Source organism: Pseudoalteromonas sp. '520P1 No. 423', assembly GCF_001269985.1.
Classification (GTDB): Bacteria; Pseudomonadota; Gammaproteobacteria; order Enterobacterales; family Alteromonadaceae; genus Pseudoalteromonas.
In genome coordinates this window covers 1020245-1040243 of record NZ_BBZB01000001.1, presented here as the reverse complement: position 1 = coordinate 1040243, position 19999 = coordinate 1020245, and the positions used below count along the sequence as shown (strand labels likewise).

Here is a 19999-nt window from a genome sequence, read left to right as displayed (position 1 = left end):
ATTAATAGTTTTGAATTTAATTTATGAAACGTCTCCTCTCTATCGTAGCGAGCGCCGTTGTTCTATCAACAACACCCGCTCACGCTCAAGAAGCTCTACAATTTAATGATGTATTTGATTTTAAATATGCTAAGTCTCAGCAGTTATCTGAAAATGGTAAAATTTTAGCGCTTTCTGCAACGCCTTATCGTGGTGATGCACAAGGCCAAGTATATAACCTGTCAAATAATGACTTGTTAAGCCAAGTACCTATGGGCACAAAACCTGTTATTAACAAAAATGCTAGTTGGGTTGCTTTTACAGTAAAACCTAGCCTATTAAAAAGTGAAAGTGCTTCAAAAAAAGAAAAAAAACAGCTTAAAAACTCACTCACATTAATCAATGCTAACACTGCTGAAAAATTTGAATTTGAAAATGTGAAAGACTTTAAGCTATCAGATGATGGTTTATGGCTAGCTTACAGATTAGATGAAAAATCAGATGATAAAAAAGCTGATAAAAATAAAGATAAATCAGCTATAAAAGCAGATAAAAAAGATACTGCATATAACTTAATGATCGTCAGCTTAAAAGATCAATCAAGTCACACTTTAAATAACGTTTTAACTTATGGTTTTAGCCATACAAGTGAACAAATGTTAATAAGCACTGTAGTAAAAGATGGTGTTAAAAATCAAATATCTTTAATTGATTTAGCAAAAGATTATAAATCAACGTCACTAATGAGCGAACCAGGCATAGTTGCAAGCAAAATAAGCTGGCATCCAGAACAAGCGAGTGTTGCATTTACGGCGGGTAATTATATAAATGACGATAAACGTCGCCGTGAATATCAACTGTATATTTGGCATGATAAACAAGGTGAGTTAGCTAAAGTAGCGACACCAAAAGAAAACTGGTTTGTTGGTAAAACTGCAGATATTAGCTGGTCTGAAACAGGTGAAAGACTTTATTTTAAAACACGCCCAGAACTTGCTAAAAAAATAGCAAAAAAGAAATATAAAACAGCTGAAGATTTAACTGATTACGCTACAATCCGCGATCAAAAAGGTTTAAAAGTTTGGCATAATAATGACGCGCAAATAAAACCAAGAGAACAAATTACTTGGAATAAAGACGATAAAAACCGTCATTTTCAAGCTGTATATCACTTAGCAACTAAGCAAAGCATTCAATTAGCAACACCTAATATGAACGATGTAAATCTTCATAAAGAAAAACTGGCATTATTAGGTGAATCAAATAATAAACACCTAGAACGCATCATGTATGACGGTTTTTTTGCAGATTACTATGCTGTAGATATAACTACTGGTACTCGTAAAGAAATTATATCTAATACACGCACAAGGCCTACGCTATCACCTGAAGGTGGCTTCGCAGCTTATTTTGATAAAGGTCATGTGCAGCTTAAAAACATGCAAACAGCTAAATTAAGCAACCTTACTAAAGGGATCCGTAGTAGTTTTGAAAATGATCAACATGATTACCCTACTGAAGTCCCTGGTTATGGTTTTGCAGGCTGGATGAGTGATGGTAGTGCTGTTTTAGTTTATGATAAATACGACATTTGGGCATTTGATACCAGCTCATTAAAAGCAACACGTTTAACTGATGGTGAAAAAAGTAATACCCGCTACCGTGTTATAAAGCTTGATAAAACAACTGTAGGCTTTAAAAAGGGTGATACAGTATTTGTTAAGGCAATCAACCTGAAAGATAAACAGACTGAAATTGCTAAATTAAACTTAAGCGACAAGTCACTGACTAAAGTACTAACAGGTAAAAGCCGTTTTGATTTAATCAAAAAAGCAAAACACGCTGATAAATTATTATTTACTCAGCAAACTTACCATCAATTCCCTGATATTTGGCAAACGGATGCTAGCTTTAAAAATAAGCAGCAAGTTACTAAACTAAATCCTCAAATGAAGAACTTTGATTGGGCTCAAAAACCTGAGCTTGTAAGCTATAAAGGTTGGGATGGCGAAGACCTTCAAGGTGTTTTAATTAAGCCTGCAGGTTACAAAAAAGGCGATAAGCTACCTGTTGTTATCTACTTTTATCGTTATATGAGTCAACGCATGTATGACTTCCCTAAAATGGAGTTAAACCATAGGCCTAACTTCCCTATGTTTACCTCTAACGGTTATGCGATATTTTTACCTGATATCCGTTTTGAAGTTGGGCACCCAGGTCGCTCTTCAACTAAAACTATGATCAATGCTGCACAAAAACTAATTGATTTAGGTATTGCAGATCCAGATAAGATCGGTTTACAAGGTCATTCATGGGCAGGTTACCAAAGTGCGTTTATGGTGACAAAAACAGATATGTTTAAAGCTGTCGTTTCAGGTGCGCCAGTATCTAATATGACAAGTGCTTATAGTGGTATACGTTTAAAATCTGGTTTAGCACGTCAATTTCAGTATGAGACTGGTCAAAGCCGTATTGGTAAAAACTTATTTGAAGCACCTGAGTTATATATTGAAAACTCACCGGTATTTTTTGCAGATAAAGTAAATACACCTATTATGATCATGTTTGGTGATAAAGATGGCGCTGTACCTTGGCAAGAAGGTATTCAGTATTATCTAGCTTTACGTAGAGCTGGAAAAGATGCGATCTTCTTACAATACGAAGGTGAACCTCATCACTTGAAAAAATTCCCTAACCAGGTCGATTTTTCAATTCGTATGATGGAATATTTTGATCATCACCTTAAAGGCAAACCTGCTCCAGTATGGATGGAAAAAGGCGAAGCTTTTATTAAAGAGTAACGCTTAATTCTTGAAGCTAACCTTAAAAGATAACATAACAACGAAGTGTAAATCCCCAGAGGCTCCTGTAAGGCGGGTTTAAAAGCGGTTTATATTGCGTTAAATAATTTAGAAATAGAATAACTATGACTTCAATTATTTACCTTGTCTAAAGCGCTTTTAACTCCCGCTGAATGAGAAGTTAATTAATACAATTGGTATTACTTACGCTTTTTATTACCGCCAACACGCGGTTTAGTATTAGCAGTATTAAACTGGCTAGAACCTGTATGGCGAGATAAAGCTGGACGACCGCCCTTTTTAGCTGTACCTGGCTTAGCATTTTGATATTTGCCATTGCCTTTAGCTGAACCTCGTTTTTCTTCACGCGATTCTGGTGGTACTAAATGCTGCGGTGCTTTACCAATTAAATTAGCCATGCCCATTTTACGTAACGCTTCACGAATAATCGGCCAACCAGATGGATCGTGGTAACGTAAAATTGCTTTGTGTAAGCGACGCTGACGTGCACCTTTTGGCACTGGTACTTCATCTTTATTATTTTTAATATTACGCAACGAGTTCATTTCTGTATGGTAAATGGTCGTTGCATTTGCCATAGGAGATGGATAAAAGTTTTGTACTTGATCTAATTTAAAGTTTTGTGACTTTAACCAAATTGCCAAGTTAACCATATCTTTATCTGTGGTACCTGGGTGCGCAGATATAAAATAAGGGATCAAATACTGCTTTTTACCCGCTTCTTTAGAGTATTTATCAAATAGCTCTTTGAATTTATCATATGTGCCCATACCAGGTTTCATCATACGAGATAATGGACCTTCTTCTGTATGCTCTGGTGCAATTTTTAAATAACCACCTACATGATGTGTTGCAAGCTCTTTAATATAACGCGGATCTTCAATGGCTAGATCGTAACGCACACCCGATGCAATTAAGATCTTTTTAATACCTTTAACTTCACGTGCTTTTTTATAAAGCGATATTGTTGGGCTATGATCCGTATCCATATGCTTACAAATGTCAGGGAAAACACAAGATAAACGGCGACACGTACTCTCGGCTTTTTTGCTCTTACATCTTAATTTGTACATGTTAGCGGTTGGACCGCCTAAATCAGAAATGACACCAGTAAAACCAGGTACTTTATCTCTGATCTGTTCAATTTCATTTATGATAGATTCTTCAGAGCGACTTTGAATAACACGCCCTTCATGCTCCGTAATAGAACAGAAAGAACAACCACCAAAACAACCACGCATAATATTTACAGAAGTTTTGATCATATCAAACGCTGGGATCTTTTTATCACCATAGCTTGGGTGAGGTACGCGTTGATAAGGTAAATCAAATACGTGATCCATTTCTTCAGTTTCAAGTGGGATCGCAGGCGGGTTTACCCAAATATGGCGATCACCGTGACGTTGGAATAGTGCTCGTGCACAACCAGAGTTTGTTTCTTGATGCAAAATACGAGAAGCATGTGCATATAAAGGTTTATTAACACTTACTTGTTCAAAAGCAGGCAGTTTAACATAGGTATTTTCCCATGGCTTTTGACGTTCTTTTTTTGTTTTATGAGGCTGCACCATGATAGGTTTTGCTGCTTCTTCAGCTAAATCTATACCAGCTTGCTTAAACTCTGATTTATCACAGCCAACATCATCAGCACCATAAGGGTTTGGGATCGGATCTATTTTACCAATTTTATCGATTGCTGTTGAATCAGAACCGCGCCAACCCGGCAAAGGCTCTTTACGAATAACAGCTGTACCACGTACATTATGGATTTGGGATGGCGCTTCACCATTTGCTATTCTATGCGCTATTTCAACTAAAGGACGCTCAGCATTACCGTAAACTAGAATATCTGCTTTAGCATCAAAAATAACACTACGACGTACTTTTTCAGACCAATAATCAAAATGAGCAATACGGCGTAAACTCGCCTCAATACCACCAATTACAACAGGCACATCTTTATATGCTTCTTTACATCTTTGACTATAAACCAATACAGCACGGTCTGGGCGTTTTCCACCCACATTATCAGGTGTATAAGCATCATCATGTCGCATACGCTTTTCTGCAGTATAACGATTAATCATTGAATCCATATTACCTGCGGTCACACCATAAAATAGATTTGGCTTACCAAGCTCCATAAAGGCGTTTTTATTTGACCAATCAGGCTGAGAAATAATACCAACTCTAAAACCTTGCGCCTCTAAAACTCGGCCTATTACTGCCATACCAAAGCTTGGATGATCTACATAAGCATCACCAGTAACCACTATAATGTCACAGCTATCCCAGCCTAACGCGTCCATTTCAGCGCGTGTAGTCGGTAAAAAAGGCGATGTATCGTAACACTCAGCCCAATATTTTGGATAAGAGAAAAGTCCGCTATGTGGTGATAAAGCTATCATTCAATGACTCTAGTAAATGCAAAGGGTGCGGATTATACACGAGTTTAACGCTAAGGTGAATTGTTTAAATATTAAGCAGGTAATTATCTACTCTGCTCAATATTTTAAATAACTGATTAGAGGGGTTTAAGTTAGCTATCGAGATTTATGCCATTACATTTTACAAATTCAATTAGCTCTTGTGCTGGTAAAGGTTTTGAATACATAAAGCCCTGTGCTTCATCACAACCTAAATTTATAAGGTAATTAGCTTGGTCTTGTGTTTCTATGCCTTCAGCTATGGTTTTTAGGTTCATTTTTTTACCTAAAGAAACAATCAGTTCAGCAATTGCACCGGCATCTTTTTCAGGGATATCTTTTACAAAAGCGCGATCTATTTTAATGCGGCTGATAGGCAATTTTTGCAAGTAACTTAATGACGAAAATCCTGTACCAAAATCATCTATCGCAATCTCAATACCATAATCTTTTAATTCAGTTAATACATTGATCACAGCTTGAGGATCATCCATTACAACGCTTTCAGTTACTTCAAGCTCTAAACAGCTAGGATCAACACCATATTTATCTAAGGTATCTTTTACTTGTTGCACATAGTTAGGGTTCCTAAACTGAGGCACTGATACATTCACTGCCATTCTTACTCTATAACCTTCTGATTCTAGCTGTTTTTGCTGCATACAGGCTTTTTCAAGTACCCATTGACCTATTTCAACTATCATTCCTGCATCTTCTGCTAGCGGCACAAAAACAGCTGGAGAAATAAAGCTACCATCGCTGGCAGGCCAACGTAATAAAGCCTCGCAACCTATCATTTTTAAATTTTTAAAATCAATTTGTGGTTGATACCATACTTTCAATTTATTATCAGCGAAGTCTTGTCTTAACTGACGAATAATACCTAATCGCCATGTCATTTTTTCTTCCATTTCAGGAAGGTAAAACTCATAATTATTTTGAGATTTGGTTTTTGCTAAATTCAGTGCAATATAAGCGCTTTTTAATGTTTGCAAACCGCTTTTATTAAAGTGCTCACCATCACAAATACCAAATGTAAAATCTATCGGTAATAAATGCTCACCCGCTCTTAAAGGTACATTTAATAGTTCATTTAATCGTTCAGGCTCTAATAGAGATTTATCGATAACTACTGCAAATACATCAGCACCGATTCGCGATAATAAACTCGCATCTGGTAATTCTTCTTGTAATCTAGTGACAACAGATTTCAATAATAAATTACCTATGTCTTGCCCTAAGCCATTATTAATATCTGAAAACTGTGAAATATCAATCAAAAATAAGCGGTTACTTTGTCCTTGCTCAGTTGCATAGGTTGATACTTTATCAACAAAATCTGTTCTGTTAGATAAACCCGTTAATGCATCTTTAAAAGCAGAATTTCTCAAACTATTGAAAAGTTTTATATTATCAAAGCCAACATCTACATTAGTTAAAAATATTTCTGCAAACTGTAATTGTGCTTGAGATGGCGGGTTTGTAAGTTCAAGAAAAACGGCTGACTGCTGTTCATTTGCATTTAATATAAAGGTAATATCAAACTCGGTTATTTGCAGTTTTCTGTGTGTTATACAATTTTGAATTTGATGTATGGCACGACCATTATCCAGCTGTTCAATACCTAGCCCCACTGAGCCTTGATACTCTGAACTGCCACCTAATATAAGCAACTCATTATTTGTTTTAGCACACAAAACACCTAACGCAGGGCAGTCTAAAATATCAGCCAACTGTGTTACTACGGCATTTGAAAAATCATGAATATCTGTAATACCAAGAATTGATTTTGAAGCTGAAATAACTTTTTCTAGCCCAAGACTTTGCAGCTCTAATTGACGAAGTTGCTCATATGAGCGAATAGCAGCCACTAAAGAAGTTACAAGTTTACTACGTGTTAATTCTGTTTTTGTTTTATAGTCATTGATATCGTATTCACGTATGACCTGCTCTTCAGGCGCATAACCAGGTTGCCCCGTTCTTAAAATGATACGAATATTATTGTTTTTAAGGGTTTCACGAATATGTTTAACTGCATTTAAACCTGCGTCGTCACTTTCCATAACAACATCAAGTAAAACTACAGCTATATTGTGGTTTTTAGATAAGAAGTCAATCGCCTCTTTACCTGAATATGCATGAGAGAACCTTAAGGGTTTATCCCAAAACAAAACACCAGACAGCGCCAGTTGTGTCACTGAATGTATTTCAGAATCATCATCAACTATAAGCACATCCCAAAATTCAGTGTGCTGAATTTCTTGTTCAGGCTCATCCTCTTGTAAAAACAGGAAGTCATCATGGTCTGCTTCGGTCATGTCACCTCAATAATGAACAAATATTTACATAAATGTGAAAGTTATGTTTATTGTTATAATACTATTAATATAGATATTTGGAAGCGCTAAATATCCCTCAATCATTATAGTTGATAAATCATCAAAAAATGTAGTGCTCAAACAATTAATATCAATTGCATAACAAACCATTTTTGTTTAACTTCATTTAATATTGGATTTTAATACATTGAATATATAACAAATAAAATTTTATAATTTATTAAACTAGAGCTCATAAGCAACAAAGAGGCTTAATGAAACGACTACTTAAATACGCTTTTATTTTTTTATTAAGCTTAATTATTATTGGCTTATTTTTACCAACACACTATAACATTAAAAAAAGCATTAACATTAATGCAGCACCGCAAGCTATTCAATATTGGGTAAATGATTTTAAGCTATGGCCCACTTGGTCTCCATGGGAAGTAATCGACCCTTCATATAAAACCACCTTAGGTACAAAAACCCAAGGTGTTGGCGCAAACCTAGCTTGGTCAGGTCAATCTGGTCGTGGAGAGTTAACAGTTACTCAGGTTAATAGTTCAAGCGTAAATTATAATATTATTTTTAATAACGAACATTTAGCAACGTCTTCTTTTAATTTTAAAAAAGAGAAAACGAGTACACAAGTAACTTGGCAAATAACAGGTAATAACCACGCAGCTATTATTGCCGGTTATCAAGTATTGCTAATAAAATATATAATATCACCTACGCTAGAGTTAGGTTTAAAAAATATAAAAAGCCAAACAGAAATGAATTCAGCAATAAAAAGCGACTCACAAAATGCAACTTAAAGTATCTACAATAAGTGATAACTTATCGTTTATTATTAAAAAGAAACTCGGTACTGAGGTTCATAAAAGTGAACCGATACAACCTTTGCTCAAACAAGAAAATAAAATAGCTGATCGCCATGGTGTTGCACCTAAATATACTTTTGATATGAGTGATTCTTTGCAACAAAGGGCACAAAAAAGACAAAGACTTGCACTACTTCGAAAACAGCAAAATATTGAATCTATTATGGCACTCGCTTTAGAGTACTGCCCTCAAACAAGCGCAGAACAAGAACCCGATCCTGACTGGGTTGAGAGATTTATTAGCCTGGCAGAAGATAGTTCCAACAAAAAAATGCAAAAACTCTGGGCTAAAATAATGATGGGTGAAACCACCAAGCCCGGCACTTTTTCTTATAAAAGCTTATTAACCTTAAAGCAAATGACGCAAAAAGAAGCCAGCTCATTACAACTTTGTAGTAGCTTAAGTGCCCGTAGCCCAATAGATAACGGCAGCCTGATTTTATTAGGTTATTACAAAAAACCATCGTTATTTAGCTTTTTACGCTTACAAAACAAACCTCACTTAAATTTAAGTAAAGCCGGGTTAAACTTCCCTGATATTTTGACTTTAATAGACATTGATATTATTTATGGGCAAGAAATAGAATCTGCAGAATTAAAATTTGGTGATGAATATAAACTTAATTTTAAGAATATCGAGTTAACTTTAAAAGCAAAAACCTCAGGTTTAGTACTCAATTATTATAAGTTAACACAAACAGGCAACGAGCTAACCCAGTTATCCAATACCAGTATAAATAATCAATTTAAACAGCAATTAGAATCGATATTCGCCAGAGATTTTGAATTCAGTTGGAAATAATCCTAATCCGAATATAAATTTCAGAATAAAAAAACCAGCTATTAAGCTGGTTTTTTTATTCTCTAAGCTATAAATTTTACGTTTCCTAAAAAGGAAGACTTACAATTTAAAGAGCGTAAAGCTCGTTCGTTCGTTATATTTCCATTTAAATTCAAGTTAATAATGACAAATTAAATAATTAATCACCTTAAATACATAGAATAAAACAAAAAACGTAAAGATCAGCTGATTTTTATCAAGCCTCTTTACATTTTTATCAAAATCGATTTTATTCTAAAGCGGCATATTTATTAAAAACACAATAAAAATGGACTTCCCAAATTTCACTAGACAGACTTTTATTCAGAAAAACAAACTGCATATAGAGTAATTAATATCTATTCGAGAATAAAACCCTAAGCCTCCTAATTCACTTCAATAAGCTCTCTCTTATCTAGCATACTACTTTCAAGTGTATAAACATGGTTGTTTTTCATGCTAACAAACTAAAGGTTACATCTTTATATTGAATAAAAAACTTTTTATCTTCATTATGTTACGTTGCATTCAGTTCTAATCTTAGATTTAACACAATGCAATATTTACGGTGAAGACTTGTTTTCACTTTTTTTTACACTCCAAAGGATAATCCAATGGAAACTAAATTTTTGAGGAAAGTAAATTATAATGAGCACGATAGAAAAAAAGGACCTAGTTTATGCAGCTAGACTAATTAGTAAAATTGCAGGCGAAACAATTCCAGCCCAAGAGATTGAAAGCATTCCTATGAAAAAACTGCCATTTGCAGTTCTAGAAGCAATAAATGCAAAGGATGATTCCTTAGCTGATGATGTTGGAATGAATGAAGTTCGAAATGTGGTTGTTGATGAAATTAGCCGTCATGTAGAGTCAAAGTTATCTGGACGCTCTCATTCCGTACCATATCAAGAAATTCCTAAGAATTCGAAAATGTACCGCATTCAAGAGACCGGCTATGATTCAGCGATCTATTACGGAAACGGTACAGATGGTCGATACAATCACCATCGTGGTGAAGTAAATGTCATGTACGCAGCTGAAAAGCCAGATACGTGTCTTGCGGAGATTACAGAGCGAACAGCTGATGGTAAGGGAGAAGGAGCAACAGCCGACAATACCAAAGTTCAAGATTCATTTTTTGATGATTATGACATTGGTGAATTGGAAGCCCAAAGGGATTTGAAGCTTTTAGATGTAAGTATGCTCGGTACTACGTTGAAGTTATCAGGGCAATTAACTGACAATTCTAACTATCGACATACACAGGCAATTGTTGCTGCGGCTACAAATTTAGGTATAGTAAAAGATGGCTTTTCATACACAAGTGTACACCATGGAAATGGTGCTGCTTATGCTTTAGTTGAAAACGAATCCAATCCTCAATTGAACTCATTGGTGGTTACTAAACTTTCTGAGCATCAGGTAGATGCTGCGGAACTTCCTTCTAGTGAATTTACTAAACAGAATAAGCAAGTAACGATGAAAGCCGTTATGACCGAAATTCTGGGTGGTGAAATCTACGACGAAAACTAACTAGTAGGGGCTCTAAGCCCCTACTTTCTTTCACCCATAGAATGGATAGACCTTGCTCTTTTCTCAATCTGTTCATAAATGTAACGAGGCTGTTTTTCTCCACGGAGAATCTTATATATCGGCTTTAAATTTCCATTTCTATCTTCAAGCTTTTGAGTAAAAAAGAAAAAGCTAGAAACTCTATCCTTGTTAGCCAAAATAGTGAGCACTTTCTTAAATGCACTTGAAACTTTCTTCTCATCAGAAAATTGGAAAGTAGGAAAATATGTTTGACCACCTACTTTTACATAAAACAGCTGTTCTCGACTCTTCTTATTAGATATAGCTTGCTTGGAGACTTCTAGTTTTTCAGCTAATTGCATAGAAGTATAACCTCCTCCATGCTCTTTTAATGATTCCAAAAATTTTTGTATCATCTTATTTTTTTTAATACTACTATCAACTACTTCACTATGAGTTTGCAGCATATGCCTTTCAGCAATTGCATTTCCAAACCTCATCGAAAAATCAATATCTTGGAGGGTTAATAGTTGAATAACCTCATCATTACTAACACCACTAATGTTATTAATAATATTAGTAATGCCTCTTCGAATTAATGTCATTTTCAAAGGATCATTACTAACAGACTCGGCAAGAATTGTGACTTCTCTTTCTTGTATAGTGTTCATAATTAGCTCTTTACTAAGTTATATATTAAGTTATTTATTAGATTCTGTTTACCTGTGTACTATAATAGAATACAGTACACTAAAAATCAACATATCTTCTACCTTTTAAAATGTCAACTCAAAATAAAGCTCCAAACCAATAAACGCTTAAAACCAACCTCTATTAATATCTATTCATTAATAACCCCTCCTAGTCCTACGTGTCTATTAGATGAAGTTGAAGGTTCAATAATAGCTTTATTTACACTACCTAAATCTCCCATTACAATAACATGCTCACTACAGTCAAAGTTTAGTTTCTAAGTAATTTATTACTACCAGATTAGGTCGAAGTTTAGTTTCGAAGTGATTTACTACTACCAAATTAGGTCGAAGTTTAGTTTCGAAGTGATTTACTACTACCAGATTAGGTCGAAGTTTAGTTTCGAGGTGATTTATTACTACCAGATTAGGTCGAAGTTTAGTTTCGAAGTGATTTACTACTACCAGATTAGGTCGAAGTTTAGTTTCGAGGTGATTTATTACTACCAGATTAGGTCGAAGTTTAGTTTCGAGGTGATTTATTACTACCAGATTAGGTCGAAGTTTAGTGCGAGGTGATTTATTACTACCAGATTAGGTCGAAGTTTAGTGCGAGGTGATTTATTACTACCAGATTAGGTCGAAGTTTAGTGCGAGGTGATTTATTACTACCAGATTAGGTCGAAGTTTAGTGCGAGGTGATTTATTACTACCAGATTAGGTCGAAGTTTAGTGCGAGGTGATTTATTACTACCAGATTAGGTCGAAGTTTAGTGCGAGGTGATTTATTACTACCAGATTAGGTCGAAGTTTAGTGCGAGGTGATTTATTACTACCAGATTAGGAGCAGAACTTATTATAAAGAATAAATAAAGCACCTATAGAAAATCGATGGTTGTGTTTTCATTGGCGAGTCGATATGCCAATATTTCCTGCACTTTACTTGCGTCTAAGCTTCTAGAGATATGACCAAATTTATTCAAATAGTCACTATATTTTTCTTTTCAATCACTCATGATTTTCTCTGTTTTAAATTGTACGATGTAGCGTCTGTACCTTCGTTTTTATTACGTGATATTGCTTCGAAAATAACAAAGGCTAATTTGATTAATAAGCTTTCATCTACTCTATAATGTTGTAACTTTTACAATAGTTTTACCATCCCATAATCCATACCATGAGGATACTCTTCCTATTATCATTAATAGCATTGGTCTCTTAGGCATTTTTTTTTGCCATTCAGATAAATCTAGCCCTGACGGAGTTGGATGATCTTCCGGATGTGTATGCCAATCTCCTGTAAAAGTTTGAATATGTTTAGAGGCCGACCAAGCACTTATAGCTGCAGTATTATGGTGTGGACTCCGCCTTTTAAATCTTATTCGACTTCTTTTATCAAGGATACCTGGTAGGGTTGCGCTAACTATCCTTAGATCTTCCCCTCTATATTCACCAATTAATATACCCCCAGCTTCAGTATCTTTAGATTTTTTTTGTCGATATTCTTGAGGAGCGTTTAAAACACCTTTTTCAATCAGAATCCGAGTTCCGTTATTTGCATGCAGAATTAGTTCAGGCATACAGGGCATCCTTTTTGCCTTGAAAGTTTTACATCTTTTACTTCTTTTGCCGATTGAGTAATTCGTCTTTGTAAAAAATTTGGCGACGTCTTATTTTCTTGCTGGAGCAATTGTGTAATCATTGCAGCCGAACTCATACTGGCATTTGAAGAAAAAGGTAAGTGACTAGCCCCACAACTACGTTTAAAGGCTAAATAATCAGGGCTGTTTCCTTTTGTAAAACTTTCATGACGTTCTCTTTTTGGTTTATGACTGTAATCAAATTGACATGCATAACAACCTAATCGACCATCATCCCTCAGCGCTCGAGTAATATGCCCAAACCCTGATATCCATCCATGAATAAGTAAAGGTTTATCTCTTTTATTAACTCGGTATCCATGAATCCATTTCGCTAAAAGAAGTGAGAATGAATGACTTCCTGTAGCATCAATAATAACATCCCAATTAGCTGATACATCTTCATATTTAAATGAGTGTTGATGTAATATCTTATTAGCCAAACCTGTTGATTTTAACCAATGAACCATTGCCGCACTTTTATTTTCACCTAAATAATTTATTCCGAGTAAATGTCTCCCTAAATTACCCGGCTGAATATTATCTTTATCAAACAGAGTAAGGCTACCATTTAGGCTCCCAGCTCCTAGCTGAACAAGAGATTGAGCTGTATAACCACCAATAGTACCACAGCCTATCAATGCTATTTTTTTCCTAGCTAATGGAGGTTGGTTATTAATAATGTTTCGCTCTAAAATATAACTTTCAGTGCATAATTTAACATCCATTCGCCAGAAACTTTCTTCAGACTGCTTTGAACTAAGTAACTTTAACATCTGGCTTCGGCTAGTTTTTCCTACCTTCCTATTTCCTTTACGCTTTACATGTTTATTGTTTTTACCTAAATAACGTTTAAGAGCCTCCCTACAAGAAGCATGTAAGGTTACAACAAAACCAACAAGCTCAGTTTCATAACGTAAAACAACCGATACCATAGCCTTTTCTGTTCTATTTCCAATTTTAGCTATTAAGGAATCAACAGCTGGAGGCTCTATTCTACTTAGCCATTGGATCACATCACTAAATGATTTGAGAGGCCATGAATTTCCAAAGGGAACATATGGGCCGCACCTTAAATCCACAACCACAGAGGGTATTTCTGAGTCCAAAGATGAGCCAATACGTTTTTCCCTCCATTCATCAGCATTCTCTCTTGAATCAGCTACTACAAATTCTGTTTTCTTCTTTTTATCAACTCCAATTCTAGAGTAGCCACAAAGAACATTATCAATTTTAGATGAGATAAAAAAACAGCTTATTTCACTTTGCCAATAAGAAGAAAATTCAGCGGCAAATTCCGATTGCAAATCTTTAGATACCCAAAGATCTATTATTTTTTCAACTTGTACAACCCAAGCTGCCACAACAGACTTTGGGTTTAGAGGGTCTAATATGATTGTTTCTTCATCAAAGAGACAACAATAACGTCCGGCACTGAGATGGGGGAGTTTTTCTTTTTTTAGTTCATCAGGCATTTCTTCTACAGAAACTAAGGGGAGATGTTGGAGTGTCATATCCCACACTTCAAATTTAATTGTAAACCGCCCTATCTCTTTATCATAAGTTCTGATGAAAGATTGCCCTTTACCATTAGATGTTCTGCAAAAACTATAATCTCTAGCTAAAAACTCATCTCCTATTGAAGCAGATAAAATCACTAACCAGCATCCGCATTATGTACTGATGGCTCAGGCTGAGTTTGTGCTGGTTGCTTTCTAATTGTTGCAGCCAAAGGAATAGCTTCCACTAAATCAGGTCTATTTGGGATTCTATTCCCAAAAACTTGCTGACAACGACTAATAACCTCATTATTAGATACTGCACCAGTCAATGCTAAATCTATTTCCGATGAAAGTTCTTCTGCTGCAGAAATAATGTTATCGATTTCGTTATCACTCATATGTGATTTTGGAAACATCATTTCCTCTTGTTCTTGTGCTAAATTTCTTACACCTAGCCGTAATTGTTCAGGAAGATCTTTAACACAACACAGTAAAGCCTCAGATTCATCTTTATTAGTAAATCTTTGTTTTCTTTTGGATGTATGTATCTGAAACGACTCAACTGCACACATCATTAATGCAATCGAAGAGGGGCCTCCATCTTTAAAAGTAAAATCTCGCCAAGCTTTTAAGTAACGACAGATTCGGCGTAATACCTCACCATGAAAGCCTACATGCTCAAGATACCAATCACTAATTACTTTAGGATCACTTACAGTCCAATTTTCGGCATTACGAAGAGCTAAATTAACTTCTTCGGCTTGAAGGTATAGATCTGCGTTATCTTGATAGCTTTCCATTGCTAAGTTTGATTTTTCATTTATCGAAGAAGCCATCATTTCAAATCGTTCTTTCGGTATAGCATACAAGGGGACATCAACATGAATATCATGACTAACAATCACTCTAGAACACGTATTCTTCTTACCATCAAATAACCAGCCATTTGCATCAGCAAGTTTTTTTAACGTTGAATCGACAAATGAAAAAAATAAATCTTTGCTTACAATAGGCTTATCTTCAAACATATCTAATGGTAGGTAAATTCCATCATCCAAATCCATCTGTTGTGGAGTCTGACATGGACTATTCATAGTTTTATATACAAAAGAGCCCTGACTAGAGAACTTGGGTTTTAGATTATGAATAGATGACTTTTGCTCAGAAGAAAGTTTGAGTAACTCTTCAGAAAGAAACTTTGTTTCTGCTGTTTCAATATAATGCATTCGACCTTGTTTTTCTTCAAAAGAAGATGCTAAATGCTGAAAACTTTCTCTTAGTGCTTTACGCACAATAACTCGAACAGACTTTAATGTACTTATTTTATCTGCAGCAGGTGTAATTGTACTTAAAAAACAGCTACTTCCCTCAGTTAACAACCTATTAATACTATATTTCATTTATTGTATGCCTCAATTGTAAAACGTAGGTGCTTTAGCTTCATGTTGAAAGAAGTCCATTATATTTTTCTGGCCTGTTGCTTGTTGAGCACGATCATTAGCATGCAATTTGAGCGCCTCAGCTGTATCATCACTTGAATCAGCCAAATTAAAGTCATGTATATTCTCATCATCTAAAGAAACAAACCGCTCTTCAAGATAATGCTCCGTCATTTTGTTGTGCCAATGTTCAGAAACTCCCATGACCATTTCTAGTAAGCCACGGCCAAATCCCCAACCTTTTAAATAACCCTCTTCACCTTTAGAACCAATTGACATTTTAGGAGTTGTGCCCATAGTTCCAACTTTTAACATATGTACAGAGTTTGAGGAAATACCTAAAAAGCGAGAGCAAGTTGTTTCGTGATAAGCTATGAATGATGGGCTATTTGCAAAAAGCCCTCCATCTAACATCAAGCCCATATTTTCTTCAGAGAATGAATGAGCTTTAAAGTAAGTAGGAGCTGCACTTGTTGCTAGAGCAACATCTGATACCTTTCTTTCACCATCCCAAGTAAACTCTTCATGGTGGGGAGTTTTAAAAACCTTTGGCAAACCTTTAGAACCGTTTACAGCAGGAACGATAACTCTGGTGCCTAAGTTCTTTAATCGAATAGTACCAATTTCTGTTTCAATAATCTGAGCCAAAATTTCAGCATCAAATGCAACACCTTTAGCTTGACTCCACCATCTACGTTTCTTTTGCGGAAAAATGACTTTCCGCTTTTCATCAAGAAGAGTTTGAAGAGAGCGAGCATTTTTACCTGCCGCTAGTGCAAGAGCTAATATACCTCCAATTGAAGTGCCCGCAACCATATCGAAATGCTTTACGATATTATAATCATGTATGCCTTTATCTTTTGAAAGTTTGTCTTCAAGTTCGGCTAATACACTAATGGTATAAAGCCCTCGAACTCCTCCTCCAGATAAGCAAAGTATCTGAAATCTACCTTTTTCTTGTTCTATCACTTCAATCACATGTATAAAATATAAACTAAATCAATAATATCAAGAAACAAGAAAAAATAAAGATTTAATTCAAGAAGATATGATCTAAATGGTATTGAGTTTCAAACAAATTAATTCATAAAATACAAAATTATAATACTTAAATTAATATGACTTCTCACTCAAAGTTTGATCAATGAATTCCCCCAATCCTACATGTCTATTGCTTGCACTTGGTAATTCTGTAATAGATCTATTTATAGCCAATAAATCCCCCATTACAATCACATGCTGACTAGCACGTGTTATTGCTGTATATACTAAAGTTCTATCAAGATTTACGGATTTGACTGCCGCAAATATAACTCGAGGAAATTGACTACCTTGTGATTTATGGACTGTAATTCCATATGCTAGTTGGATGCTCTCGACAAGTTCCAGAGGCAATTCTGTTATATATCCGTCTTTACTGCCGTCATCCCAACAAATTCGACCGTATGTCGCTATATTGACTGTTTTTTTTGATTTTTTTGACTTACGTATCTCTATTTCTCTTGGATTTCTATAGACTTCGATTACCCTCCCCATTGAGCCATTACGAAGATCATATTCATCGCGATATATATTGGCTTTGCAGATAACAGGATCATTTAAGCGAATACCTGTGCCATACATTAAATTTTCAAAACTATAAAATACTTCGACTCCATTAGGATTTAATAGCCCCTGTGCTTTTGTGTTGATCTCGAAAACTAATTTATTAGTTGCACAAAGGATCTGAGTTTTTCCTGATTGTTTAGTATATTCTTCAATAACTTTATCTATAAGTTCCATTTTATTAATATTATGAAACTCAACATTATTCCCGTACTCATGAGGTATTTTACCATTTCGAATATTTTCAGCTACTTTGGGGATGGAGCTTTCCTTTCCCTGACGCTTAACTACTGAGAGTTCTGAGACAGGGAGATACTTACGTTCAACTAATTCATGCAAAACCAAACCTCCACCGACTGGAGGTAACTGATAAGGGTCACCAATAAGAATAATATGTACTTGCTCTGGTGTTTTATCTATTAATCTATACATACTATGAATATCAACCATTGAAGCTTCATCAATCACTAATACTGTTTTTGATTGTTTCTCCGGAGTAATATCATCCCAGTTAAAATGGTATAGATAACCTGCAATAGTGCTAGCCTCTTCCTGAGTCGCTTCATACATACGCTGAGCTGCTCGCCCTGATAAGGCTAGTTGTTTACGTTCATATCCAGCAGCATCATACAAGGCGAAAAGAGCTTTTAATACCGTCGTTTTACCAACCCCAGCACCACCTGTAATAATAGAAAACGGATGTGATACTGAGCTTGAAATGGCTATCTTCTGCTGATTGGTTAAATTGAACCCTTGAACTAACTCAAATTTAGCAATAACAGAACTGATTTTTTCATGTGACAATGGCGAAACGTAGTTTATACACACTAAGTCTACAATACGGTTTGCCACCATCATTTCCATTACTGCAGGCTCAAACGGATGAATATAATTATCTCGCAAAATTCCGCGAGACTCCTCTATCATACAAATATGAGCCATTACCCATTCTTCTAGCTCACCACCTAACAACCTTTTCATCAAAGGTACAAATTCACTCACAGGGAGCTTTGTATGCCCATATTCATTATATGCCCCCCATAAAGCTTCAGTTACCGCGGCCTGTAAACGTCTATTATCAGTGCAACTAATATTAAATGTCTTTTTGGCAAGTGCATCAACAGTCTTCCATGGCATATTAAATGAGGAAAGACGATAAGGATCTTCTTCAATAGCAATAATGCTATTTTCACCATGAAAATCGAAAACTTTTTTAGCCAAAATTGGATCTATACTTTTTTCTTCAAACCATTTCAATGCATCAGTACTACCATGCTTAGCCCAGCCTTTGATCAGAACATTGGCATCCCATTCGGTGATCTGTGGTGCAGAGAATAATGCCTCAGCATTATTTGTGTCTAACGCTTGATAAAGCGGTTCATGACCATTTTTATTGCTTAAAGTATCTATAAGGTTAACAGCCTTGTTTTTACCAATACCGGGATACCAATCAGAATGAGTAAAATGCCATATTAGGTGTTTACCTGAAGGCCGTATTAACACGGTTTCAATTGGCTCTATTGTAGTTACAGGTCGAGCATAGCCATGCTCAGTGATTAACTCGCTACTCCATGAAGTACCACTTATGACACTCCATATCTGACCTTCTTCAACAAAATTTCTAAACAGTTTATGAGATGCTTGAAGGTAATAAAGACCTTTGCGATCAAGCATATTTCCAATCATATCAACTAGCGTACACGTTGCTTTAAAATTACCGGCTGAATCGTTATCAACACGTAATATTCGCAGTAATCCTGTAAACTCATTTGACTTTATTTTCATATCAAACACCTCAGCCTACACTATTTACGTGGCTTCATTAACTGCTGTATAGCACGGTTCAATTCGGATAAATCTGTATACTTCTGTAATTCATTCTCCAATTTTTTGATCCGAATATTAGCTTGGTGAAGCTTGCCTTCAGTTTGTTGTAGTTTAGTTTTCAGCCGCATATCGGCTAAATCTTTTAATGGATTACTTTCAGCTGTGACAGTCTGACGAAAAGCAACAAAATTACCCTTTTGATTTTCATTATCAAACTCAGGAGAAACAGATCCAACTAAACCACTTTCTTTAACTAGAACATTCATCTGATTCAACAAAGTCCTGAACCGTTCTCTTTTCCAAATATTATCAGTTGCACAAAGCTCCGCAGCTATTTCACGTTGATTTAACTTTCCAGTTTTTTCATTGATAAGCCGTAACCAATCCTCTTTTTCTTGCAGTGGAAACCATAATTCCAAAGCATCAAATATTGCATCTCCTTTTTTTTTACTGGCAGGCATTCTCCTAATTTGTTCTTTGAGTATCTCCAGCTTAGATGTAGTTGCCAT

General features: G+C 35.5%; 13 protein-coding genes. 4 read left to right on the top strand and 9 right to left on the bottom strand.

Translation table 11 applies throughout. The features are described from left to right. The first annotated feature begins 23 nt into the window (after positions 1 to 23). The gene (locus tag PSA_RS04750; protein WP_042152309.1) at positions 24 to 2780 is read left to right on the top strand and encodes a prolyl oligopeptidase family serine peptidase; all 2757 of its coding nucleotides are present in this window, start codon (positions 24 to 26) and stop codon (positions 2778 to 2780) included. A gap of 200 nt (positions 2781 to 2980) precedes the next feature. On the opposite strand, the gene PSA_RS04745 is transcribed toward PSA_RS04750, so the two are convergent. Then, positions 2981 to 5209: a YgiQ family radical SAM protein gene (locus PSA_RS04745; protein ID WP_042152311.1), complete on the bottom strand. Its 2229-nt coding sequence runs from the start codon at positions 5207 to 5209 to the stop codon at positions 2981 to 2983. 131 nt (positions 5210 to 5340) lie between these two features. Beyond that, positions 5341 to 7545 carry an EAL domain-containing protein gene (locus tag PSA_RS04740; RefSeq protein ID WP_042152314.1) on the bottom strand — a complete coding sequence of 735 codons (2205 nt, stop codon included), beginning with the start codon at positions 7543 to 7545 and terminating at the stop codon, positions 5341 to 5343. Between the two features lie 275 nt (positions 7546 to 7820). On the opposite strand from PSA_RS04740, the gene PSA_RS04735 reads away from it, so the two are divergent. From PSA_RS04735 to PSA_RS04725, 3 genes are all read left to right on the top strand, one after another. Beyond that, positions 7821 to 8366 carry an SRPBCC family protein gene (locus PSA_RS04735; RefSeq protein ID WP_042152317.1) on the top strand — a complete coding sequence of 182 codons (546 nt, stop codon included), beginning with the start codon at positions 7821 to 7823 and terminating at the stop codon, positions 8364 to 8366. Then, complete coding sequence (locus PSA_RS04730) at positions 8356 to 9234, top strand: TIGR03899 family protein (protein WP_042152320.1); 879 nt, start codon at positions 8356 to 8358, stop codon at positions 9232 to 9234. The genes PSA_RS04735 and PSA_RS04730 overlap by 11 nt, the downstream gene beginning before the upstream one ends. Positions 9235 to 9900: 666 nt before the next feature. After that, positions 9901 to 10785, top strand: a complete 885-nt coding sequence (locus PSA_RS04725) for an RES family NAD+ phosphorylase (protein ID WP_042152328.1) — start codon at positions 9901 to 9903, stop codon at positions 10783 to 10785. Between the two features lie 20 nt (positions 10786 to 10805). Here the strand turns inward: PSA_RS04725 and PSA_RS04720 are convergent, their stop codons facing one another. From PSA_RS04720 to PSA_RS04690, 7 genes are all read right to left on the bottom strand, one after another. Further along, positions 10806 to 11456, bottom strand: a complete 651-nt coding sequence (locus PSA_RS04720) for a hypothetical protein (RefSeq protein WP_042152330.1) — start codon at positions 11454 to 11456, stop codon at positions 10806 to 10808. Positions 11457 to 12604: 1148 nt separating this feature from the next. Continuing rightward, on the bottom strand, positions 12605 to 13057 hold the full coding sequence (locus PSA_RS04715) for a Mov34/MPN/PAD-1 family protein (protein WP_052380294.1): 453 nt from the start codon (positions 13055 to 13057) through the stop codon (positions 12605 to 12607). Next, positions 13045 to 14775, bottom strand: coding sequence for a ThiF family adenylyltransferase (locus tag PSA_RS04710; RefSeq protein ID WP_059364760.1), 1731 nt, complete (start codon positions 14773 to 14775; stop codon positions 13045 to 13047). The genes PSA_RS04715 and PSA_RS04710 overlap by 13 nt, the downstream gene beginning before the upstream one ends. Next, positions 14775 to 16019 (bottom strand): cyclic GMP-AMP synthase DncV-like nucleotidyltransferase, encoded by a 1245-nt coding sequence (locus PSA_RS04705; RefSeq protein ID WP_052380256.1) that lies wholly within the window; start codon positions 16017 to 16019, stop codon positions 14775 to 14777. The genes PSA_RS04710 and PSA_RS04705 overlap by 1 nt, the downstream gene beginning before the upstream one ends. Positions 16020 to 16031: 12 nt before the next feature. Continuing rightward, positions 16032 to 17027, bottom strand: a complete 996-nt coding sequence (locus PSA_RS04700) for a CBASS cGAMP-activated phospholipase (protein WP_052380257.1) — start codon at positions 17025 to 17027, stop codon at positions 16032 to 16034. A 144-nt stretch (positions 17028 to 17171) separates the two neighbouring features. Next, positions 17172 to 19448: an AAA family ATPase gene (locus PSA_RS04695; protein WP_042152555.1), complete on the bottom strand. Its 2277-nt coding sequence runs from the start codon at positions 19446 to 19448 to the stop codon at positions 17172 to 17174. Positions 19449 to 19468: 20 nt separating this feature from the next. Beyond that, positions 19469 to 19999, bottom strand: a complete 531-nt coding sequence (locus tag PSA_RS04690) for a hypothetical protein (protein ID WP_042152558.1) — start codon at positions 19997 to 19999, stop codon at positions 19469 to 19471.